The following is a 21,316-nucleotide window of genomic DNA, read 5'->3' on the forward strand; positions in this document are numbered from 1 at the left end:
CCCGGGTGCGGAATCCCTGTGCCGGTGGGCCCATTGTGGTGAGGCGGGGGCGGCGCGGTCACCGCATTATTCGCGGGGCTCCCCCGTGAACCGCTCGCGCAGCTCCCGCTTGAGGATCTTTCCGCTGGCGTTGCGCGGCAGGCCGTCCACGAAGAGCACCCGCTTGGGCGCCTTGAAGGAGGCGAGGTGCTCCCGTGCGTGGGCGAGGAGTTCGGCCTCGGTGACCTCGCCGCGGGGCACGACGACCGCGGTGACTGCCTCGATCCAGCGTGCGTCGGGCAGCCCGATCACGGCGGCCTCGGCCACCGACTCGTGGGTGTAAAGGACGTCCTCGACCTGGCGGGAGGCGACCAGGACGCCCCCGGAGTTGATGACGTCCTTCACCCGGTCGACGACGGTGAAATAGCCGTGGGCGTCGCGTACGGCGAGGTCGCCGGAGTGGAACCAGCCGTCGCGGAAGGCCTCGGCGGTCTCCTCCGGCTTGTCCCAGTAGCCCTCGCACAGTTGCGGCGAGCGGTAGACGATCTCGCCGCGTTCGCCGTCGGGCACGTCCCGGCCCTCCTCGTCGACCACCTTCGCCTCGACGAACAGCACCGGGCGCCCGCAGGAGTCCATGCGGCCCTTGTGCTCCTCGGGGCCGAGAACCATCGCCAGCGGGCCGATCTCGCTCTGCCCGAAGCAGTTGTGGAAGGCGAGGTGCGGCAGCCGTTCCCTGAGCCGTTCGAGGACGGGCACCGGCATGATCGACGCCCCGTAGTAGGCCTTGCGCAGTCCGCCGAGGTCGCGGGTGGCGAAGTCGGGGCGGCCGGCCAGGCCGATCCACACGGTGGGCGGGGCGAAGAAGCTGTCCGCGCGGCCCGCTTCGATCAGGTCGAGGAGCAGGTCACCGTCGGGGGCGTCGAGCAGGATGTTCTCGGCGCCGACGGCCAGGTAGGGCAGCAGGAAGACGTGCGTCTGGGCCGAGTGGTAGAGCGGCAGCGCGTGCACGGGGCGGTCGCCGGCCTGGAGGTCGAGGGCGGTGATCGCGCTGAGGTACTCGTGCACCAGCGCGCGGTGGGTCATCATCGCGCCCTTGGGCAGCGCGGTGGTGCCGGAGGTGTAGAGGAGCTGCACGAGGTCCTCGGCGCGCGGCTCGGGACCGTCGTAGGGCTCGGCCGCCGCGAGCCGGGCGAGCAGGGAGTCACCGCCGTCGCCGTCCCCGCCGTCCCCGCCGCCCTCGGCGTTCTCGGCGTTCTCGGCGTTCTCGGCGTTCTCGCGCAGCGGCAGGACGCGCGTGCCCTCGGGCAGTCTGCCGGCGAGGTCCGGATCGGCGAGGACGAGGGAGCAGCCGGACTGGGTGACGAGGTGGGCGAGGTCCTCGCCGGCGAGGGCGTGGTTCATCGGTACGTGGACGAGTCCGGCGCGGGCGCAGGCGAGGAAGGCGATCAGATAGGCGTCGGAGTTGTGTCCGTAGGCGCCGACCCGGTCGCCGTGCCCGAGTCCGGTGTCGAGCAGCGCGCGGGCGCCCCGGCAGACCGCGTCGTCGAGGGCGGCGTAGGTCCAGTGCCGGTCCCCGTAGTGGAGGGCGACGCGTTCGGGGGTGCGGCGGGCGCTGCGCCGCAGCACCCCGTCGACGGTGGCACTCCGGCCGGCCGTGCTCCCCGGCCCCGCACCGCCGCCGCCCCGCTCCGCCGCCTTCGTCACTTCCGGCATGCCCTGTCCCTCCACCCGGTCCGCTCTGCCCGTGATCCTCATGTGCGGCGGTGACGGGGTCAAGCGTCCGGCCCGGCGGGGGCGTGCGGCGGGTTCCGGCAGGAGGGGGCGGACGTGGCGGGACGTGGCGGGAAGACGAGCGACCGAAGACCGGTTCCCGGCGAGGACGCTTCGTCCGGCACCACCCTTGTTACGCTCAACGCTCCCTTCCGCCACTGTAGTTGGGGGGCACCATGCGTATTCGTCACAGAGCGGTGGCCGTCGTGGCCGCCGTCCTGTTCGCCGCCGCGGGATCACTGCCCGCGACCGCCGGCACGGGGGCCGCACACCAGCGGGAGCGTCCTTCCGCCGGCCGGCTGTCGGCCGAGATCCGCTACACCGAGTACGGCATCCCGCACATCCTCGCCAAGGACTACGCGAGCCTCGGCTTCGGCGAGGGCTACGCCCAGGCCGCCGACCAGGTCTGCACGCTCGCCGACGGCTTCGTGACGCTGCGCGGGGAGCGCGCCCGCCACTTCGGCGCGGACGCGAAGCCCGACGGCTCGCTGTCCTCGGCCTCGACCAATCTCACCAGCGACCTCTACTTCCGCGGGGTGCGCGAAGCGCACACGGTGGAGAAACTGCTCGCCGAGCGCGCGCCGCTGGGCCCGAGCACGCAGGTGCGGGACCTGATGCGCGGCTGGGCCGCCGGGTACAACACCTGGCTGGCGCGGCACGAGATCACCGACCCCGCGTGCCGGGGCGCGCGCTGGGTGAAGCCGGTCACCTCCCTCGACGTGGCCGTGCGCGGCTACGCGGTGGCGGTGCTGGCCGGCGAGGGCCGCGCGGTCGACGCGCTGACGACCGCGACGCCGCCCACCGGCGGTACGGCGGACCGGAGTTCCGAGGCGGCGCCCGATCCGCGCGCGGCCGCCCGTGCCGCACGGGAGCTGTTCGCCCAGGACCGGGCGGACATGGGGTCCAACGCGGTCGCCTTCAGCGGGGCCACCACGGCGAACGGCCGGGGTCTGCTGCTCGGCAACCCGCACTACCCGTGGCAGGGGGGCCGCCGCTTCTGGCAGGCGCAGCTCACCGTGCCGGGCGAACTCGACGTGGCGGGCGGCTCGCTGCTCGGCCTGCCCATCACCTCGATCGGCTTCAACTCCCGCGTCGCCTGGAGCCACACCGTGGCCACCGGGGTCCCGGAGAACGTGTACCGGCTCGACCTCGATCCCTCCGATCCCACGGTCTACCTCGTGGACGGCCGGCGCGAGCGGATGACGAAGCGGACCGTGACCGTCGCCGTCAAGGACGGCCCGCCCGTCACCCGCACCCAGTGGTGGACGCGCTACGGCCCCGTCCTCACCTCCCTGGGCCCGCAGATCCCCTTGCCCTGGACGGCCACGACGGCGTACGCGCTGAACGATCCCAACGCGGCCAACCTCCGCTTCGCCGACACCTCCCTCGGGTTCGCGAAGGCGAGGAGCACCGCGGACGTCCGGCGCTCCCTGGAGCGGCACCAGGGGCTGCCGTGGGTCAACACCGTCGCCGCCGACTCCTCGGGGCACTCCCTGTTCACCCAGTCCCAGCTGCTGCCCCGGGTCACCGACGGCCTCGCGGCACGCTGCTCCACGCCGCTGGGCGCGGCCACCTATCCCGCCGCCGGGCTCGCCGTCCTCGACGGCTCCCGGCGCGCGTGCGCGCTCGGGCGTGACGAGGACGCCGTTCAGGCGGGGACCTTCGGGCCCTCCCGGATGCCGACGCTCGAGGACGCCCCGTACGTCGAGAACAGCAACGACAGCGCGTGGCTGACCAATGCCGACCGGCCGCTCACCGGCTACGAGCGGATCTTCGGCACGGTCGCCATGCCGTCCAGCCCGCGCACCCGGGGTGCCGTCCAGGACGTGTCCGCGCTGGCGGCCCGCGGCGGGCTGACCGTGCGGGACCTGCAGCGGCAGCAGTTCGCCGACCGTGTGCCGGTCGCCGACCTGGCCGCCGCCGACACCGCCCGGGCCTGTGCCGCGCTGCCCGGCGGCACGGCCACCGCCTCCGACGGGACGGCGGTGAAGGTGGGCGAGGCGTGCCGGGTACTCGCCGCCTGGGACCGCACGGTCGGCACCGGCAGCAGGGGCGCGCTGCTGTTCGACCGGTTCTGGCGGAAGCTGAGCGGCTCCGTACCGCAGGACCAGCTGTGGAAGGTTCCGTTCTCGGCGGCCGACCCCCTGCGCACGCCGCGCACGCTGAACACCGCCGTACCCGCCTTCGCCACCGCCCTCGCGGACGCGGTGCGGGAACTCGGCCGGGCCGGCATCGGCCTCGACGAGCCGCTGGGCGCCCACCAGTTCGTGGTGCGCAACGGCAAGCGCGTCCCGGTGCCGGGCGGCACCGAGGCGCTCGGGGTGTGGAACAAGGTCGATTCCCGGTGGGACGCCCCGGCCGGCGGCTACACGGAGGTCGTCACCGGGTCGAGCCATGTGCAGGCGGTCGGCTGGGACGGCGGCCGCTGTCCCGTCGCCCGGACGCTGCTGACGTACTCCCAGTCCTCGAACCCGAACTCGGCGCACTACGCCGACCAGACCCGCTTGTTCTCCCGGGGCGAGTGGGTGACGTTCCGCTTCTGCGAGCGGGACATCCGCTCCTCGCCCGCGCTGAGGGTGGTGCGGGTCAGGGGCTGAGGGGGCGAGGGGCGGGTCCGGTCCGCGGGTGCGGGCCGGGCCCACCCCTCTTCCGCGGGTCGGCGACGCGGCTTTGCGTGGAGGCGGCGAGGCGGCGAGGCGGCGGTCAGAGCAGGTCCTCCAGGACGGCGCGGGCCGCGTTGTGGCCGGGGACGCCGCTCACGCCGCCGCCGCGCACCGCGCCGGCCCCGCACAGCAGGACGTTCGGGTGCGCGGTCGCCACACCCCAGCGGCCGGGGCCCTCCTCCTCCGCGTAGGGCCAGGACAGCCCGCGGTGGAAGATGTGGCCGCCGGGCAACCGCAGGTCGCGTTCGAGGTCGAGCGGGGTGCGCGCCTCGATGCAGGGGCGCCCTTCGGCGTCGGTGGCCAGGCAGTCGCCCAGCGGTTCGGCGAGGTGGGCGTCCAGCTGGGCGAGGGTGGCCTCGAGCAGTGCCTCGCGGCGGGCGTCGTGGTCGGCGGTGAACAGCCGGGCCGGGGCGTGCAGGCCGAACAGGGTCAGCGTGTGGTGGCCCCGCTCGGCGAGTGCGGGGCCGAGGATGCTCGGGTCGGTGAGGGAGTGGCAGTAGATCTCCGAGGGCGGCGCGGTGGGCAGCGTCCCGGCGGCGGCCTGGGCGTGCGCGGTGGCGAGCTGTTCGTAGCCCTCTGCGATGTGGAAGGTGCCGGCGAAGGCCTCGCGGGGGTCGACGGCGGTGTCGCGCAGCCGGGGCAGCCGGGTGAGCAGCATGTTCACCTTGAGCTGGGCGCCCTCGGCGGGGGCGGGCGGGGTGTCGCCGGTGAGCCGGGCCAGTTCCTCGGGCGAGGCGTTGACCAGGACGTGCCGGGCGCTGACGGTGGCCTCGCCCTCGGCGCCCCGGTGGGTGACCTCGGCACAGCGGCCGTCGGTCTCGATGCGCACGGCCTCCCGCCCGGTGCGCAGGACGGCGCCCGCCTCCCGGGCCGCGGCCGCGAGGGCGTCGGTGAGCGCGCCCATGCCGCCCACGGGCACGTCCCAGGCGCCGGTGCCGCCGCCGATCACGTGGTAGAGGAAGCAGCGATTCTGGGCGAGCGAGGGGTCGTGGGCGTCGGCGAAGGTGCCGATGAGGGCGTCGGTGAGGACGACGCCGCGGACGGTGTCGTCGGCGAAGCGCTCCTCGACGGCGGTGCCGAGGGGCTCCTCGAACAGGACGCGCCACGCCGTCTCGTCGTCGATGCGGCGGCGCAGTTCCGCCCGTGTGGGCAGCGGTTCGGTGAGCGTGGGGAAGACCCGGCGGGCGACATGGCCGGTCATGCCGTAGAAGCGCTGCCAGGCCTCGTACTCGCGGTCGGAGCCGGTGAGGCGGGCGAAGGACTCGCGGGTGCGCCGCTCGCCGCCGCCGACCAGCAGCCCGGTGGGCCGGCCGGCGCGCGTGACGGGGGTGTACGAGGAGATCGTGCGGGGGCGCGTCCGAAAGCGCAGCCCCAGCTCCTGGACGATCTTCGGGGGCAGCAGGCTGACGAGGTAGGAGTAGCGGGAGAGCCGGGCGTCGACCCCGGCGAAGGGGCGGGTGGAGACGGCGGCGCCCCCGATGTGGTCCAGGCGTTCGAGGAGGAGCACGGACCGGCCGGCCCGGGCGAGGTAGGCGGCGGCTACCAGTCCGTTGTGGCCGCCGCCCACGATCACGGCGTCGTAGTGCTCGGCGGTGTGTCCCTGGGGCGCTGGCATGGTCCTTGGTAACACGCGGGGCGGGAGGGGGCCAGGGTGCGTGAGCGCGCTACGGCTCGAGGCGGCGCGGGTCGGGGCGGCTGCCGGGGCCGAGGCGGGCCGTGGCGCGCAGGATGTGCTTCGGCGGGAGCTGCCAGCGCACCCGGGCGGGCACGGTGCGCAAGGCGGCGCCGGTCAGCCGGAGCCGCCGGGTGACGGTGGCGGGCGGCGGGGCGGGGCGGCCGTAGAGGGCGTGGGCCCAGGGCGGCAGGGCGGCGTAGGCCAGGCGTGCCACGTGCGGCCAGAGCAGGGCGCGGGCCGGGAGGAGGAGGGGATGGACGCCGGGGCGGCGCAGGAAGTCGTCGATCTCACGGGCGTCGGCGCCGGCGGCGAGCGAGGGGCGTACCGAGGCGAAGTAGGCGGCGAGTTCGGCCCGGCTGCCGGGCACCCCGGCGGGGTCGAGGCCGACGAGCCGGGCGCTCTCGCGGTGCTCGGCGACGTAGCGGTCGGCGAGGGCGTCGCTGAGGGGGTAGCCGGAGCGGCACAGCACGTGCACGTAGGAGTCGATCTCGGCGCAGTGCACCCAGAGCAGCAGTTCGGGCTCGTCGATCCGGTAGGTCCGCCCGGTGTCCGGGTCGGTGGCACGGAGCGTGTCGTGGATGCGGCGGACGCGGGCGCCCGCGCGTTCGGCCGCCTCGGTGGTGCCGTAGGTCGTGGTGCCCACGAAGTCGGCGGTGCGCCGCAGCCGCCCCCAGGCGTCCTCGCGGAAGTCGGAGTTCTCGATGACGGCGCGGACGGCGCGGGGATGCAGGGCCTGGAGGTAGAGGGCGCGGATGCCGGCCACCCACATCATGGGGTCGCCGTGCGCCTGCCAGGTCACGGAGGCCGGGGTGAACAGGCCGGGGTCGCGGACACTCACGCCGGTGCCGTACCCGGTGGCCGTGCGGTCATGCCGGGCCCGGTCCCCCGGGCGTGGACCGGGGGCTCACGCCGTCACGCCAGCGTCGTCATGAAGTCCGTGCACGCCTGGGCGCACTCCCGGCAGACCTTCGCGGTGTCCTCCGCGCCCGGGTGCGCGTCGAAGACGTGGGCGCTCTCCAGGCACACCGCCCGGCACCACTCGACCTGGACGCGGAGCGCCGCCTCGTCCTGGCTGCCCTGTTCGGACAGGACGCGGCAGGTCGCGTCGCACACCTCGGCGCACATGATGCCCTTGCGCCGCACCGCCTCCTGGTCCGCCGGCCCGCCCGGGTCCACGAGACTCGCGCGCAGGGCGCAGGCGCGTGCGCACTCGGCGCACGTCTGGGCGCACCCGAAGCGGTCCTCCAGGAACCGGAAGAGCTCCTCCTGAGTCGTCGTCTGAGATGTCGTCGTAGTCACCCTGTGCGGGTAGCCGGGGCCCCCGGCCCCAAACCACCGCCGGGGCGGCGGAGCGGGTGCGCGGGCGTGCGTGTGGGGGGGGGGACGCGCACGCGAGGGCGCCCGGCCCGTCCTGTCGGACGCGGCCGGGCGCCCTCTCCCGCCGTCCTGGGTGCCGCCCCTCTCAGGTGCCGCCGGGGCCGCCGCTGCCGAAGCCGCCACTGCCGCCCTCGTTCCAACGGGGCCGCTTCTGCTCGGGGTTCGTGCTGGTCGAGGCGTTGCCGTGGCCGGGCATCTCGTGCGGGGTCAGGCGGTGCTCCTCGTCCTGGGGCATCTCGCTCGCTCGGCGCACCTGCTGCTCCTCCCGGACGGGGCCGCCCTCCGGCATCTTCGGCTGCTCCTCCGGCCGGGGCGGGGCCGGCGCGCGCCGGCGCGACCGGTAGCCCATCACGACCGCGCCGATCAGGAGCGCGACCACGACCACGCCCGCGACGAGCGGCCCGATGCCGACGGCGAAGTCGTTGGCCGCGGTGGTTACCGTCCATTCCATGCTCATGGACCCCGGGTACCCCGGGCGTCCGCGTCCAAGCAGGCGGCGGCCGGCCCCGCTACGTGCGGCGGACCCGTGTGTCACTTCCGTATCGGCCCCGGCGTTTCGGCCACGCCGGGGCACGGGGCGGGCGCCGTGCACCGGGGCCCCAGGGGCGGGCGCCGCACGGTGAGCGGGGCGCGGTCCGGCCGAAACCGTTGTTTTCGACCACGGGGCGCCCGTCGTTGACTCCTTGCCGCCGCCCTCCGGGCCCCGGCCCGCACCTTCTTCCGGCCCTCATCCGTCGACCGTGCAAGGAGACCGCCCGTGACCTCGACCGACGCGTCCGCCGCCGCATCCGATTCCGCGTCCTCCGCCGACCCCGCAGACCCCGCCGGCCCCGCCTCTTCCGCCGCCGTCCCGCCGCCCCCTCCCGCCGAGATGACCTACTCCGGGCAGTACGCCGTGAACCCGCTGGGAGAGGTGAGCTTCCGGGCCCTGTGCACCCAGCTTCCCGCCGTGCTGCGGCGCATCGCCGGCATGGCGTGGCGGACCGACCGCCGGGCGGTCCTGCTGCTCCTCGCCTGCCAGTTGGCCACCGGTCTGTCCGCCGCGGTGCTGCTGGCGGCGACGGCCCGGGCCATGCACCCGCTGCTCGGCGACGCCCCGGTCGGACAGCGGCTGCGCGAGGCGCTGCCGGCGCTCGTCGTGGTCGCGGCCGCGGGTGGCGTCACCCGCCTCTCGGCCGCGCTGGCCGAGTACGCCGAGCGGCGCATCACCCCGCGGCTGACCACCGCGACCGACACCGCGCTGGTGGAGGCGGTGTGCCGGGTCGAGGCGGCGGCGTACGCGGTGGACGGGTTCTCCGACCGCCAGGAGGCGGCCGAGATGGGCGTGACGCGCACCCACTTCATGGTCATGGACTCCCAGCGCTTCCTGTCCGCCCTGATCAGGATGGTCACGGCCGGGGGTGTGCTGTCCGTACTGAATCCGGTGATGCTGCCGCTGCTGCTGCTCGCCGTGGCGCCGGCCGGGATCGGGGCGGTGCTCGCCGCCCGGGTCGACTACGAGATCCACTACGCGAACGTGGCGGACCGCAACGTGCGCGGCATGACCCGCTGGTGGGCGACCACCCCGAAGTACGGCGACGAGGTCCGCGCCAACGGCATGACCGACTACCTCCTGTACTGGTACCGCGCCCTGTCCGACCGGGAGGACCGCCGTACGCTCGCGGCCGCCCCGCGCACCCTGCGGATCGCGCTGCTGTCCTCGCTGGCCGGCGGGGCCTTCCTCACGCTCACCTGGGGCGTGCTCGCCTGGCTGGCCGTGACCGGGCGGATCGCGCCCGCGCTGGCCGCGACGGCCGTCGTCGCGGTGCAGACGACGCTGGCGGCGCTGTCGCAGGTCGTCGTGAACGGTGCGGCGGTGTTCCACACGAGCCTGTACCTCGGCGACATGCAGGCCTTCTTCGACGACGCCGCCGCGCGCGCCCCCAAGCGCGGCGCGCGGGAGGTGCGGACGCCGGTGGAGGAGATCCGGCTCGAGGAGGTCGCCTACCGCTACCCGGGCAAGGACCGGGACGCGGTCGCCGGCGTCTCGCTGACGCTGCGCCGGGGCGAGATCCTCGCCGTGGTGGGGGTGAACGGCTCGGGCAAGAGCACCCTGACCCGGTTGATCACCGGCGTCTATCTCGCGAGCAAGGGGCGGGTCACCTGGAACGGCACCGATCTCGCCGAGACCGACCCGGCCTCCGTCTGGAGCAACACCGGCCTCGTCCCGCAGATCTTCGCGCAATGGCCGCTGCGGGCGCGGGAGAACGTCACCCTGGGCCAGCCGCGCGGCCACGACGACGGGGAGGTGTGGGAGGCCGTCGACGCGGTCGGGATGCGGGAGGCCGTCGAGGAGCTGCCCGCCGGTCTCGACACCCTCCTCGCCCGGGAGATCTTCGGCGGGGCGGAGCTGTCCGGCGGCCAGTGGCAGCGGCTGGCCTGCTCACGGGCGCTGTACCGGCGCCCGGCCCTGCTGATCCTGGACGAGCCGACCTCCCAGATGGACCCGCGGGGCGAGCACGGCATCTTCGAGCGGATCAAGGCGATCTCGGCCGACCGCATCACCATCGTCGTCACCCACCGTCTGGAGAACACCCGCATCGCCGACCACATCGTCCTCATGGAGCACGGCCGCATCACCGAGTCCGGCACGTACGACACGCTCGTCCACGCGGGCGGCACGTTCGCCGATCTGCTGCGGCTGTCGCAGGAGCGGTGACGCGGTTCCCGCAGGCCCGCTCGCCTCCGGCCCGCCCGTCTCCTCCGCCGTCACAGGTGACCTTCGCCGCTCCGGGGCAGATACTGCCGGTAGGAGCAGCCCCGGCCTCCCCGCCGGCCCGCCGGACCCTTCCGGCGGACCGGTGGGGGCGCCGGTCACCAGGACGCGGGCGGCGGGGCCGCCCGCCCGGCTCACCGGAGGTAGCGATGAAGATGCTGATCAATGTCCCGGAGACGGTGGTCGCGGACGCGCTGCGGGGCATGGCGGCCGCCCACCCCGAACTGGCCGTCGACGTGGAGAACCGGGTGATCGTGCGCCGGGACGCCCCGGTGGCGGGGAAGGTGGCCCTCGTGTCCGGCGGCGGCTCGGGGCACGAACCGCTGCACGGCGGCTTCGTCGGCCCGGGCATGCTGTCGGCGGCCTGCCCCGGCGAGGTGTTCACCTCGCCCGTCCCGGACCAGATGGTGCGGGCCGCGGCCGCCGTGAACAGCGGCGCCGGGGTGCTGTTCATCGTCAAGAACTACACCGGCGACGTCCTCAACTTCGACATGGCGGCCGAGCTCGCCGAGGACGAGGGCATATCGATGGCGAAGGTCCTCGTCAACGACGACGTCGCCGTGACCGACAGCCTGTACACCGCGGGTCGCCGGGGCACCGGCGCGACCCTGTTCGTGGAGAAGATCGCGGGCGCCGCCGCGGAGGAGGGGCAGCCCCTGGAGCGGGTGGAGGCGATCGCCCGGCAGGTCAACGACAGCGCGCGCAGCTTCGGCGTGGCCCTCTCCGCCTGCACCACGCCCGCCAAGGGCACCCCCACCTTCGACCTGCCCGCCGGCGAGCTGGAACTGGGCATCGGCATCCACGGCGAGCCCGGGCGCGAGCGGCGCGGCATGATGACCTCGCGGGAGATCGCGGACGTCGCGGTCGACGCCGTCCTGGAGGACCTGCGGCCGCGCAACCCGGTCCTCGTCCTGGTCAACGGCATGGGCGCGACTCCCCTGCTGGAGCTGTACGGCTTCAACGCGGAGGTGCAGCGGGTGCTCACCGAGCGCGGTGTGGCCGTGGCCCGCACGCTGGTGGGCAACTACGTCACCTCCCTCGACATGGCCGGCGCCTCGGTCACCCTGTGCCAGATCGACGAGGAGCTGCTGCGGCTGTGGGACGCGCCGGTGAGCACTCCGGGGCTGCGCTGGGGCAGGTAGGGCCGCTCCCCCGCCCGCCACTCCCCCGGCCGACCCAACGTCCGTACCACGCAAGGAGATCACGTGCTCGACGCCGACTTCTTCCGCCGCTGGATGGCGGTGACCGCCGCGTCCGTCGACCGCGAGGCCGAGCGGCTCACGGCCCTCGACTCGCCGATCGGCGACGCCGACCACGGCAGCAATCTGCAGCGCGGGTTCCGCGCCGTCGCGGCCGTCCTCGACAAGGAGGCGCCGGACACCCCCGGGGCCGTGCTGACACTGGCCGGACGGCAGCTCATCTCCACCGTCGGCGGCGCGTCCGGGCCGCTGTACGGCACGCTGCTGCGCCGCACCGGCAAGGCGCTCGGTGACGCCGCCGAGGTCTCCGAGGAGGAGTTCGCGCAGGCGCTGCGCACCGGGGTGGACGCGGTGCGCCAGCTCGGCGGGGCGGCGCCGGGCGACAAGACCATGATCGACGCGCTGGTGCCCGCCGTCGACGCGCTCGGCGAGTCCTTCGACGCGGCCGGGGCCGCCGCGGAGGAGGGCGCCGTCGGCACGACGCCGCTGCGGGCCCGCAAGGGCAGGGCGAGTTATCTGGGCGAGCGCAGCATCGGCCACCAGGACCCGGGCGCGACCTCCTCCGCCCTGCTGATCGGTGCGTTGAAGGAGGCCCGCGGTGAGTGAGGGAACCTCGGAACGTCTGGTCGGTGTCGTGCTCGTCTCGCACAGCGCGGAGGTCGCCGCCTCGGTGGCGGATCTGGCGAGGGGCCTGTCGGGGGGCGGGACGGTGCCGCCGGTCGCGGCGGCGGGCGGCGGGCCGGACGGCGGCCTCGGCACGCACGCGGAGCTGATCTCCGCGGCGGCGGCCTCGGTGGACCGGGGCGCGGGCGTCGCGGTGCTGGTGGACCTGGGCAGCGCGGTCCTCACCGTCAAGGCCCTGCTGGCGGAGGGCGACGAACTGCCGGAGGACACCCGTCTGGTCGACGCGCCGTTCGTGGAGGGCGCCATCGCGGCGGTGGTGACGGCGTCGACGGGGGCGGACCTGGGAGCGGTCGAGGCGGCGGCGAAGGAGGCGTACTCCTACCGCAAGGAGTGACCGGCGGGGGCCGCAGGCCCGCGTCGGCGGCTCCGCGGCCCTCTCCTCAGGGCTCCTCAGGGCTCCTTCAGCGCCGGTGGGGCGCGATCGCCGAGGGGGCGGTCGCGGGTGTCCTCCGCGCGCCCGCCTTCCGCAGGAACCGGCGGGCCAGTTCTTCCCCGCGTTCCGCCGCCGCCTCGTGGTCGTCGAGGGAGGTCACCGCGGAGTCGGGGAAGACGACGTACGTCACGTCGCCGTCCGTGCCGCCGTCGCGCGGGTCGGGGCGGATACCGAGGCCCTTGGCGGCGGCGTACGAGGCCTCGCCGATGATGTCGCGCGGGCCCGTGTCGCCGACGACCGCGTACTCCAGCCGGTCGCCGTGGATGACCGCGGCGACCGAACCGCCGCGGATCCCGTCCGCCCGGTGGTTCCAGATGCGGCTCGGCTCGGGCACCACGATGTAGGGCACCTTCTCGGCGTCCAGACGGTGCCCGTCCGCGCCCTGGAAGGCGGTGGACCGGGCGAAGTGCGGGTCCGTCCGCCGGTTGCAGTGGCGCCCGGGGCGGCCGTCGCAGTCGATGTCCATGTCGGCCTTCCAGAACACCGCGCCGTGCCGGCCGCAGACGGGGATGTCGGCGCGGCCGCCGGCGTCGCTGCGGTAGCGGCCGTGGGAGAGGGGGGTGCAGTGCCGTGTCTCGGCGAGCAGTTCGGCGGCGGCGACCCGCTCCCCGCGACGCCCGAGGGCGGGTCTCTCCCGGCTCCGCGCGGGCTCGCGGAAGGCCGGCCCGGACGGCCGCCGGAGCGCGCCGCCGCGCGGTGCGGGGGCGCCGCCCGGGGCGGCCTCGTGTTCCGAGGCCACGGGTGCCGCGGGCACCCGGGGACGGACGGCCGTGACCGGCCCGGCCGGATCGGGCCCGGCCGGGGCGAGGAGGGCGGCACTGGCCGCCACCAGCGACAAGGAGGTGGTGTAACGCACGGCTACGGACCCTCTCACGGCGGGCGGCCCCGATCACGCACCGCGCGGCGTTGCGCTCGGGGGTGCCTCTCGACGCGGCGGGCGGGGCGGCTCCGGCCGGGGCCGGTCACGGCCGGGGGCCGGGCCGCACCCGGCGACGGCCCCCGGCCGTCCGCGCCGGCGCGGGCTCAGCGACGACAGCGGTCCGCGCCGTGGGCATGAACTGCCGCCGCGGGCGGCGTAGTTCACACCCCGTGGACGTTCAGCATACGAAGCCCCGCGCGTCCGGCGCACACTCCCCCGCCCTCCGCACGCGACCGCGCGCACCGCCGGGGTCCGGCCGGGGGCCGGGGGTGCGCCGGGCGGCGGAAAGGTTCACCTGGCCGGGGGCCCACCGGATGCGGCCCGTCCGCGGGCGGTCCCACGATCGCTTCGTGAGGCGGCGCGAACGTTCCCCGATCCCGGCGGCGCAAGGGTGTGCCGCCGGCCGTGCCGCTGGAGGGCAGTCCCATGCGTAGATCTCCCATACCGGTTCGCGGCGGCCTTCTCGCGCTGGCCGCCGCTCTGCCACTGGCCGCCGCTCTGCCACTAGCTCTGGCCTCGCCCGTCGCGGCGGCGGGCATCTCGGTGAGCACGGCGGGCTCCACGGTGTCGGTGGCCACCACCGCCTGCACGCGGGTGGGCGGCAGCTTCGGCAACGCCTCGCTGCTCTCCCCGGGGCAGTCGAGCTTCGCCCAGGGGCGGCAGGTGGCGCTGTCCCAGGCGAACGGCACGCAGTCCGCGGCCTGGTCGAACGTGGGCCGCGGGACGTTCACGGTGGTCGTGGTGTGCGCCAACGGCTCGACCGCGGGCACCCAGCCGATCCTCGTCTCGCCCTCGGCCACCAGCAGACCCCCGGCCACCCCGGCGCCCTCCTCCCCCGCCGTGTCGCCCTCGCTGGGCGTCGCGGGCGGGGTCGGCGGCTCCGTGCACGACTACGGCACCCTCACCCTGGTGGCCGGCGGGGTCCTGGTGACGACCGGGGTGGGCGCCGCCGCGTGGTACCTGCGCCGCCGCGCCCGCCGCCCGCGCCACCTCTGACCCGGCCGGCGGGTCCCGCCCGTACCGGCGCTACTCGCCCCCCGGGCGGGACGCGTCCGGCAGCCGGCCGAACTCCTCCAGGGCGTGGGTGAGCCATCCCGTCCAGAAGGTCTCCAGGTCGATGCCCGCCCGCAGGATCAGATGGCGCAGCCGGTCCTGGGCGGCGTCCCGGTCCGGGCCGAAGTCCCGCGCCTCGATCTCCCGGTACTCCGCCAACTGCCGTTCGTGCAGGGTGAGATGGCGGCGCAGATCGTCCTCGATGCCGGCGGTGCCGACGACGGCCGCGGCGCGCAGCCGCAGCAGCAGCGTGTCGCGCAGCGGCTTGGGGTCCTGGGCCTCGGCGGTCCAGCGGGCCAGTTCGGCCCGGCCGGCGGGCAGCACCTCGTACGCCTTCTTCTGCCCGCGGGCCGGCTGCTCGGCCGGGAGCGCCCTGATGTGTCCCCGGGTCTCCAGCCTGCCCAGCTCGCGGTAGATCTGCTGGTGGGTCGCCGACCAGAAGTAGCCGATCGACATGTCGAAGCGGCGGGTCAGCTCCAGCCCGGAGGAGGGCCTTTCGAGCAGGGCGGTCAGGATCGCGTGCGGGAGTGACATGACGTCATCCTAGGAAGGGCGCGGCCGGGGACCGCTGCGGCTACAGGGCCGCCGCCAGCTCGGTGCCCTGCCGGATGGCGCGCTTGGCGTCCAGTTCGGCGGCCACGTCGGCCCCGCCGATGAGGTGTGCCGTGCGTCCGGCGGCGAGGAGGGCCTCGTACAGGTCCCGGCGCGGCTCCTGGCCGGTGCACAGGACGATCGTGTCCACCTCCAGGACGCGGTCGGCGCCGTCGACGCTCAGGTGCAGTCCGGCGTCGTCGATGCGCCGGTAGGTGACGCCCGGGACCATGGTGACGCCGCGCTGCCTGAGTTCGGTGCGGTGGATCCAGCCGGTGGTCTTTCCCAGTCCGGCGCCGACCTTGGTGGTCCTGCGCTGGAGCAGGTGCACCGTGCGCGGCGGCGTGGGCCGCCGCGGCGCGGTGAGGCCGCCGGGCGTGCGGTGCTCCGTGTCGACGCCCCAGTGGCGGAAGTAGGTGTCCGGGTCGCTGCTCGCTCCCTCGCCGCCGTCGGTGAGGAACTCGGCGACGTCGAAGCCGATGCCGCCGGCACCGAGGATCGCGACCCGCTCGCCGACCGGGGCGCCCTCGCGCAGGACGTCGAGGTAACCGAGGACGCTCGGGTGGTCGACGCCGGGCAGTTCGGGCACACGCGGGAGGACACCGGTGGCGAGGACGACCTCGTCGTACTCCGCGAGGTCCCCGGCCCCGGCGCGCGTGTTCAGCCGGACCTCCACGCCCCGCAGCCGGAGCTGGGTGCGGAAGTAGCGCAAGGTCTCGTCGAACTCCTGCTTGCCGGGCACCTTGCGGGCGACGTTGAGCTGGCCGCCGATCTCCCCCGCGGCCTCGTACAGCACGACCTCGTGGCCGCGTTCGGCGGCCGAGACCGCACAGGCGAGGCCGGCGGGTCCGGCGCCGACCACGGCGATCCGCCTGCGTCGCCGGGTGGGGGCGAGCACCAGCGCGGTCTCGTGGCAGGCGCGCGGGTTGACCAGGCAGGAGGTGATCTTCCCGCTGAAGGTGTGGTCGAGGCAGGCCTGGTTGCAGCCGATGCAGGTGTTGATGGTGTCGGGGGCGTCCGCGGCGGCCTTGGCGACGAAGTCGGGGTCGGCGAGGAAGGGCCGGGCCATCGACACCATGTCCGCGTGGCCCTCGGCGAGGACCCGCTCGGCCAGTTCGGGGGTGTTGATGCGGTTGGTGGTGACGAGCGGCACCGACACCTGGCCCATGAGCCGCCGGGTGACCCGGGTGAAGGCGCCGCGCGGCACGGAGGTGGCGATGGTGGGGATGCGCGCCTCGTGCCAGCCGATGCCGGTGTTCAGCAGCGTGGCCCCCGCGGCCTCGACCGCCTTGGCGAGGGTGACGACCTCCTCGGGGGAGGAACCGCCGGGCACGAGGTCGAGCATGGAGAGCCGGTAGACGAGGATGAAGTCCTCACCGACCGCCTCGCGCACCCGCCGGACGATCTCGACGGGGAAGCGCATCCGGTTCTCGTACGGGCCGCCCCAGCGGTCGGTGCGCCGGTTGGTGGGGGCCGCGAGGAACTCGTTGACGAGGTAGCCCTCGGAGCCCATGATCTCCACGCCGTCGTAGCCGGCCCGGCGGGCGAGCCGGGCGGCGCGGACGTAGTCCTCGATCGTCTCCTCCACCTCCGCGTCGGTGAGCTCGCGGGGCATGAAGGGGCTGATCGGGGCCTGGAGCGGGCTGGGGGCCACGAGGTCCTGGTGGTAGGCGTACCGGCCGAAGTGCAGGAGTTGCAGGGCGATGCGTCCGCCCTCGCGGTGCACCGCCTCGGTGATCACCCGGTGCTGCTCGGCCTCCGCCCCGGTGGTCAGCTTGGCGCCGCCCTCGTAGGGGCGACCCGCCTCGTTGGGGGCGATGCCGCCGGTCACGATGAGGCCGACGCCGCCGCGGGCCCGGGCCGCGTAGAACTCCGCCATGCGCGCGAAGCCGCCCTCCGCCTCCTCCAGGCCGACGTGCATGGAGCCCATCAGGACACGGTTGGGCAGCGTGACGAAGCCCAGGTCGAGGGGGCTCAGCAGGTGCGGGTAACGGCTCATCGGGACCCTCCGGACACACGTGTGGACGGATCCGTTGTAGACGAGGCGCACTCCATTGTGCAACTAGTTGCATAATGGAGTGGCGCAGAACTCATCGCCGGAGGCCGATCACCACCGTCGTCCCGTACTCCTCCTCGTGCGCGAGCCGGGCGTCGAGTCCGGCGCCGGTGAAGGCGGCCAGGGCCGCCGGGGCCTGCCGCTCGCTGGTCTCGACGAGCAGGGCGCCGCCGGGGGCCAGCCAGCGGGGCGACCCGGCGGCGACCCGGCGCAGCAGGTCGAGGCCGTCCGTGCCGCCGTCCAGGGCGGCCGGCGGCTCGTGCTCGCGGGCCTCGGCCGGCAGCAGGCGCACCTCGTCGCTGGGCACGTACGGGACGTTGGCGGTGAGGACGTCGATCCGTCCGCGCAGGGCGTCCGGGAGGGCCGCGTACAGATCGCCCTCGTGCACGTGCCCCTCGTAGGGGGCGAGGTTGCGGCGGGCGCAGCGCACGGCCACCGGGTCGATGTCGGCGGCGTGCAGCCGGGGCGCGGCCGGCGAGGCGGCGAGCGCCGCGCCGACCGCGCCGGAACCGCAGCACAGGTCGACGACGAGACCCGCGTCCGGAGTGAGGGCGAGGGCCTGGTCGACGAGGAACTCGGTGCGGCGCCGGGGGACGAACACGCCGGGCTCGACCGTGATCAGCAGGCCGTGGAACTCCGCCCGGCCGACGACGATCTCCAGCGGCTCGCCGGCGACCCGCCGGTCGACCATGGCGGTGATCTCGGACGCGGCACGGGCGGCGGTGAAAATCAACTCCGCCTCGTCCTCGGCGAATACGCAGCCGGCGGCGCGCAGCGCGGCCACGACGGAGGAACGCACGGGGGGTACGGAAGGTACGGGGGGCTGAGGGGGTACGGAGGGCACGGGGGAAGGCATGAGCCGAGGGGCCTTTCGGGAAGCGAGCCGAAGGCGCTCCCCCGACCGGCGGCTAGCGAAGCGGGCCGCGCGGGGACGAGAGCACCCGACCTGACACTGCGGTAATGGGTCTCACCTCCTCGTCCCGTTCCGGCGGGGCCGTCCTCACCGGAACGGTCACCCTAGCAGCAGAGCCCCGAGCGGCCGCGCGCCGTACGCTGGTTGTGCCACGCAACCGAAGGGAGCGCCGTGAGTGCGGCCGACCGTTCCGTCGAGACGATCCACCGCGAGATGACGGCCTTCGCCCGCCGGGCCAGGGCCTCGGCGGGACGGATGCACCCGGAGCTGTCCCTGGTCTCGTACACGCTGCTGGGGCATCTCGAGGACAGCGGAGGGTGCCGTGCGACGGATCTCGCCGCGCACTACGCGCTCGACAAGTCGACGGTGAGCCGGCAGGTGACGGCCCTGGAGCGGGCCGGGCTGATCGAGCGGCGGCTCGACCCGGAGGACCACCGGGTGCAGGTGGTGGACCTGACGGAGGCGGGGACGCGGATCCTCGCCGAGGTCACCGAGCGGCGGCGCCGGGCGATCCGGGAGCGGCTTGCCGACTGGCCCGAGGAGGACCTCGGCCGGTTCGCGGAGTACCTGGTCCGCTACAACGGCGGGACGCCGCCCGCGCGGCCGGACGGGCGCTGACGACCCTGACGGGTTCCCCTCTTCTCCGTCTCCTCGCGCGGACGGACCGGCCGGTTCCAGCGGGTGCGCCGACCCTCCGCCAGGGCGGAGAATTGGCTGTGCGGACCGTTCGCGAACGCCGTCGTCCGGGTGCGGTGACACCGACCGGGGCGAACCGGAGCGGCGAGGAGGTCGAGATGCGAACCCGGGTGCGCGGTTGGCGCTGGCGTCGCAATCCGCTGCGCCGCCGCTCGGACGTCTTCGAGGCGTGGGCGACCCTGGTGGTCGCCGTCCTGCTGTGCGTCGGCGTGCCCCTGGCCGGCGCGATGACCAGCGTGCGCGCGTACGAGCAGGCACGGGCGCAGGCCACCGTCCAGCGTGCCGAGCGGCACCAGGTCTCCGCCGTGCTGCTGGAGAACGCGCCCGCGGCCGTGACCTCCGCGGAGGGCGGGAAGCAGCCGCTGTACCGGGTGCGGATCCAGTGGACCGCCCCCGACACGGGCGCGACGCACACCGGGCGCGCCCTGGTTCCGGCCGGCACCCGCCAGGGCGACCGGGCCCAGGTGTGGCTGGACCGGCAGGATCGCGGCGTGGAGGCGCCGATGACCGACACGATGGTCTGGCAGCACACGCTGACCACCGGCATCTGGGCCACCGGCGGCGCCGCCACCGTGGTCCTTCTGGGCAAGGTCGTGATGCGCCGGGTGAGCGAGCGGCACCGCATGGCCGAATGGGAGCGCGAGTGGGAGCGCACGGAGCCGGAGTGGCGCAACCGGACCCGGTGAACGGCGTCCGTGCCCGGGCCCCACCGCCCCCGGAGCTGGGGGAACACCCTTTCTGCCCGGCCGGACCCACACGTACGGTGTGTCCACCAGCCGGCCGCCCGGGCCGGCACCGGCGCTGTGAAGGCGGTCCTCGATGGCCCTGTTCGACCTCCCCCTCGACGAGCTCCGCGACTACCGCAGTGAGTCCGTCGCGCCCGAGGACTTCGACGCGTTCTGGGCCCGGACCCTCACGGAGGCCCGCGCGCACGATCTGGACGCCCGCTTCGAGCCCGTCGAGACGCACCTGAGGACGGTCCGCGTGCACGACGTCACCTTCGCCGGTTACGGAGGCCACCCGGTCAAGGGCTGGCTGACGCTTCCGGCGGGGGCCGAGGCCCCGCTGCCGACCGTCGTGGAGTTCATCGGCTACGGGGGCGGGCGCGGCCTGCCCCACACCCACCTGCTGTGGGCCTCGGCCGGCTACGCCCACTTCGTGATGGACACCCGCGGCCAGGGCAGCGGTTGGGGCGGCGGCGGTGACACCCCGGACCCGGTGGGCTTCGGTCCCGCCTTTCCCGGCTTCATGACCCGCGGCATCGAGGACCCGGAGAACTACTACTACCGGCGGCTGTTCACCGACGCGGTCCGCGCCGTGGAGGCGGCCCGCGCCCACCCGCTCACCGACCCGGCCCGGACCGCCGCCGTCGGCATCAGCCAGGGCGGCGGCGTCACTCTCGCGGTGGGCGGCCTGGTGCCCGACCTCGCCGCGGTCGCCCCTGACGTGCCGTTCCTGTGCGACTTCCCGCGCGCGACGACCCTCACGGACCGCGACCCGTACCGGGAGATCGGCAGCTACCTCAAGACCCGCCGCGGCCGCACCGAGCAGGCGCTGCGCACCCTGTCGTACTTCGACGGCGTGCACTTCGCGGCCCGCGGCACCGCCCCGGCCCTGTTCTCCACGGCCCTGGAGGACCAGACCTGCCCGCCGTCCACGGTGTTCGCCGCGTTCAACGCGTGGGCCGGCGAGGACAAGTCCATGGAGGTGTACGACTTCAACGACCACGAGGGCGGCGGCCCCTACCAGCAGGCGGTCCAGCTCGCCTGGCTCCCCGCCCGCCTCTGAGTCCCCCGCGCGGGTGCCCTCAGAGGGCGGCCCGTGTGGCGAGGACCAGCCGGCCGCGCGGGCTGCCGTCCGGCCGCCGCCCGAACTCGGGCAGGGCGCGCAGTTCGGTCGCGAAGCCGGCGCCGTGCAGGGCGCGCAGCACGTCGCCGAGGCGGAACGTCCGGTAGTACATGACGAACGGCGGCCGCCACAGCGCGTTGCGCACCCGCATCGCCGTGTCGAAGCCGAGCAGCGCCCAGTACCAGGGCGAGGAGAAGGGCGGCGGGGCGCCGAGCGGGAAGGCGAACCGCCCGCCCGGCCGCAGCACCGAGTGGACCTGGGCGAACAGCGCCGGCAGTTCCCGGGGCAGGAAGTGCCCGAACGCGCCGAAGCTGACGGCCAGGTCGAAGACCGGCCCGAAGGGCAGCGCCCTGGCGTCCGCGCGCACCCAGTCGGCTCTCGGCCCGGGGGCCCCGGCCTCCCGGGCCGCCTCCCGCCGCCGGCCCTCCGCTAGCATCCCGGCGCTCAGGTCGACGCCGGTGACGCTCCGCGCGCACACCGCGCGCAGCACGTCCATGCCCGCCCCGGTACCGCAGCACAGGTCGAGGCCGCGTGCGAAAGGGCCCAGTCCGGTGAGCGCGCGGGTCGTCGCGTCGAGGACGGCGCCCGAGGTGCGGAACGGCGTGTGGTCGAACTTGGGCGCGAGGAGGTCGTATCCGTGCTCGACGGACGACAGCGCCTGGACGGCCAGTTCACGGAGGCCGGGACCCTCGGGAGAGAACATCG

Annotated in this window: 19 protein-coding genes; 9 read left to right on the plus strand and 10 right to left on the minus strand. The window is 75.0% G+C overall.

Annotation, left to right across the window (positions count from 1 at the left end):
* Positions 1–66: 66 nt before the first annotated feature.
* Entirely contained in the window at positions 67–1,692 is a 1,626-nt protein-coding gene (locus OHB09_RS03260; RefSeq protein ID WP_191854703.1) for an acyl-CoA synthetase, read from the minus strand.
* A gap of 233 nt (positions 1,693–1,925) precedes the next feature.
* On the opposite strand from OHB09_RS03260, the gene OHB09_RS03265 reads away from it, so the two are divergent.
* Positions 1,926–4,346: a penicillin acylase family protein gene (locus OHB09_RS03265; protein WP_319118654.1), complete on the plus strand. Its 2,421-nt coding sequence runs from the start codon at positions 1,926–1,928 to the stop codon at positions 4,344–4,346.
* Between the two features lie 106 nt (positions 4,347–4,452).
* Here OHB09_RS03265 and OHB09_RS03270 read toward each other — a convergent pair whose 3' ends face one another.
* From OHB09_RS03270 to OHB09_RS03285, 4 genes are all read right to left on the minus strand, one after another.
* Positions 4,453–6,027 (minus strand): phytoene desaturase family protein, encoded by a 1,575-nt coding sequence (locus tag OHB09_RS03270; RefSeq protein WP_328921583.1) that lies wholly within the window; start codon positions 6,025–6,027, stop codon positions 4,453–4,455.
* A gap of 49 nt (positions 6,028–6,076) precedes the next feature.
* Positions 6,077–6,925 carry an oxygenase MpaB family protein gene (locus OHB09_RS03275; protein WP_093590805.1) on the minus strand — a complete coding sequence of 283 codons (849 nt, stop codon included), beginning with the start codon at positions 6,923–6,925 and terminating at the stop codon, positions 6,077–6,079.
* Positions 6,926–6,999: 74 nt separating this feature from the next.
* Positions 7,000–7,386 carry a hypothetical protein gene (locus tag OHB09_RS03280; protein WP_006144537.1) on the minus strand — a complete coding sequence of 129 codons (387 nt, stop codon included), beginning with the start codon at positions 7,384–7,386 and terminating at the stop codon, positions 7,000–7,002.
* 163 nt (positions 7,387–7,549) lie between these two features.
* Positions 7,550–7,915 carry a DUF6479 family protein gene (locus OHB09_RS03285; RefSeq protein WP_006144536.1) on the minus strand — a complete coding sequence of 122 codons (366 nt, stop codon included), beginning with the start codon at positions 7,913–7,915 and terminating at the stop codon, positions 7,550–7,552.
* Positions 7,916–8,335: 420 nt separating this feature from the next.
* Here OHB09_RS03285 and OHB09_RS03290 point away from each other — a divergent pair, with 420 nt between their 5' ends.
* The 4 genes from OHB09_RS03290 to OHB09_RS03305 all read left to right on the plus strand — a co-directional run bounded on the left by OHB09_RS03290 (position 8,336) and on the right by OHB09_RS03305 (position 12,436).
* Positions 8,336–10,162 (plus strand): ATP-binding cassette domain-containing protein, encoded by a 1,827-nt coding sequence (locus OHB09_RS03290; protein WP_234526509.1) that lies wholly within the window; start codon positions 8,336–8,338, stop codon positions 10,160–10,162.
* A 206-nt stretch (positions 10,163–10,368) separates the two neighbouring features.
* Complete coding sequence (dhaK, locus tag OHB09_RS03295; RefSeq protein WP_006144532.1) at positions 10,369–11,361, plus strand: dihydroxyacetone kinase subunit DhaK; 993 nt, start codon at positions 10,369–10,371, stop codon at positions 11,359–11,361.
* A gap of 63 nt (positions 11,362–11,424) precedes the next feature.
* Positions 11,425–12,024 carry a dihydroxyacetone kinase subunit DhaL gene (gene dhaL / locus OHB09_RS03300; RefSeq protein ID WP_191854706.1) on the plus strand — a complete coding sequence of 200 codons (600 nt, stop codon included), beginning with the start codon at positions 11,425–11,427 and terminating at the stop codon, positions 12,022–12,024.
* Positions 12,017–12,436 (plus strand): PTS-dependent dihydroxyacetone kinase phosphotransferase subunit DhaM, encoded by a 420-nt coding sequence (locus tag OHB09_RS03305; RefSeq protein ID WP_006144530.1) that lies wholly within the window; start codon positions 12,017–12,019, stop codon positions 12,434–12,436. Before dhaL ends, OHB09_RS03305 begins: the two co-directional genes overlap by 8 nt.
* 67 nt (positions 12,437–12,503) lie before the next feature.
* Here OHB09_RS03305 and OHB09_RS03310 read toward each other — a convergent pair whose 3' ends face one another.
* Positions 12,504–13,391 (minus strand): glycoside hydrolase family 75 protein, encoded by an 888-nt coding sequence (locus OHB09_RS03310; RefSeq protein WP_328921584.1) that lies wholly within the window; start codon positions 13,389–13,391, stop codon positions 12,504–12,506.
* Between the two features lie 489 nt (positions 13,392–13,880).
* Here OHB09_RS03310 and OHB09_RS03315 point away from each other — a divergent pair, with 489 nt between their 5' ends.
* On the plus strand, positions 13,881–14,450 hold the full coding sequence (locus OHB09_RS03315; protein ID WP_319349836.1) for a hypothetical protein: 570 nt from the start codon (positions 13,881–13,883) through the stop codon (positions 14,448–14,450).
* Between the two features lie 30 nt (positions 14,451–14,480).
* Here OHB09_RS03315 and OHB09_RS03320 read toward each other — a convergent pair whose 3' ends face one another.
* The 3 genes from OHB09_RS03320 to OHB09_RS03330 form a co-directional block, all read right to left on the minus strand.
* A complete protein-coding gene (locus tag OHB09_RS03320; protein ID WP_191854708.1) occupies positions 14,481–15,041 on the minus strand; it encodes a PadR family transcriptional regulator in 561 nt (186 codons plus the stop codon).
* Between the two features lie 40 nt (positions 15,042–15,081).
* On the minus strand, positions 15,082–17,097 hold the full coding sequence (locus tag OHB09_RS03325; RefSeq protein WP_006144526.1) for an NADPH-dependent 2,4-dienoyl-CoA reductase: 2,016 nt from the start codon (positions 17,095–17,097) through the stop codon (positions 15,082–15,084).
* Positions 17,098–17,188: 91 nt separating this feature from the next.
* A complete protein-coding gene (locus OHB09_RS03330) occupies positions 17,189–18,010 on the minus strand; it encodes a putative protein N(5)-glutamine methyltransferase (RefSeq protein WP_407077306.1) in 822 nt (273 codons plus the stop codon).
* Between the two features lie 228 nt (positions 18,011–18,238).
* On the opposite strand from OHB09_RS03330, the gene OHB09_RS03335 reads away from it, so the two are divergent.
* The 3 genes from OHB09_RS03335 (at position 18,239) to OHB09_RS03345 (ending at position 20,551) form a co-directional block, all read left to right on the plus strand.
* Positions 18,239–18,685, plus strand: a complete 447-nt coding sequence (locus OHB09_RS03335) for a MarR family winged helix-turn-helix transcriptional regulator (RefSeq protein WP_006144523.1) — start codon at positions 18,239–18,241, stop codon at positions 18,683–18,685.
* 176 nt (positions 18,686–18,861) lie between these two features.
* On the plus strand, positions 18,862–19,449 hold the full coding sequence (locus OHB09_RS03340) for an Rv1733c family protein (RefSeq protein WP_093590799.1): 588 nt from the start codon (positions 18,862–18,864) through the stop codon (positions 19,447–19,449).
* 133 nt (positions 19,450–19,582) lie between these two features.
* On the plus strand, positions 19,583–20,551 hold the full coding sequence (locus OHB09_RS03345) for an acetylxylan esterase (protein WP_191854711.1): 969 nt from the start codon (positions 19,583–19,585) through the stop codon (positions 20,549–20,551).
* A gap of 19 nt (positions 20,552–20,570) precedes the next feature.
* On the opposite strand, the gene OHB09_RS03350 is transcribed toward OHB09_RS03345, so the two are convergent.
* Positions 20,571–21,314 (minus strand): class I SAM-dependent methyltransferase, encoded by a 744-nt coding sequence (locus OHB09_RS03350; RefSeq protein ID WP_328921586.1) that lies wholly within the window; start codon positions 21,312–21,314, stop codon positions 20,571–20,573.
* Positions 21,315–21,316 lie beyond the last annotated feature (2 nt).

Source organism: Streptomyces griseoaurantiacus (genome assembly GCF_036189845.1).
In the GTDB taxonomy this organism is placed as follows: Bacteria; Actinomycetota; Actinomycetes; order Streptomycetales; family Streptomycetaceae; genus Streptomyces; species Streptomyces griseoaurantiacus.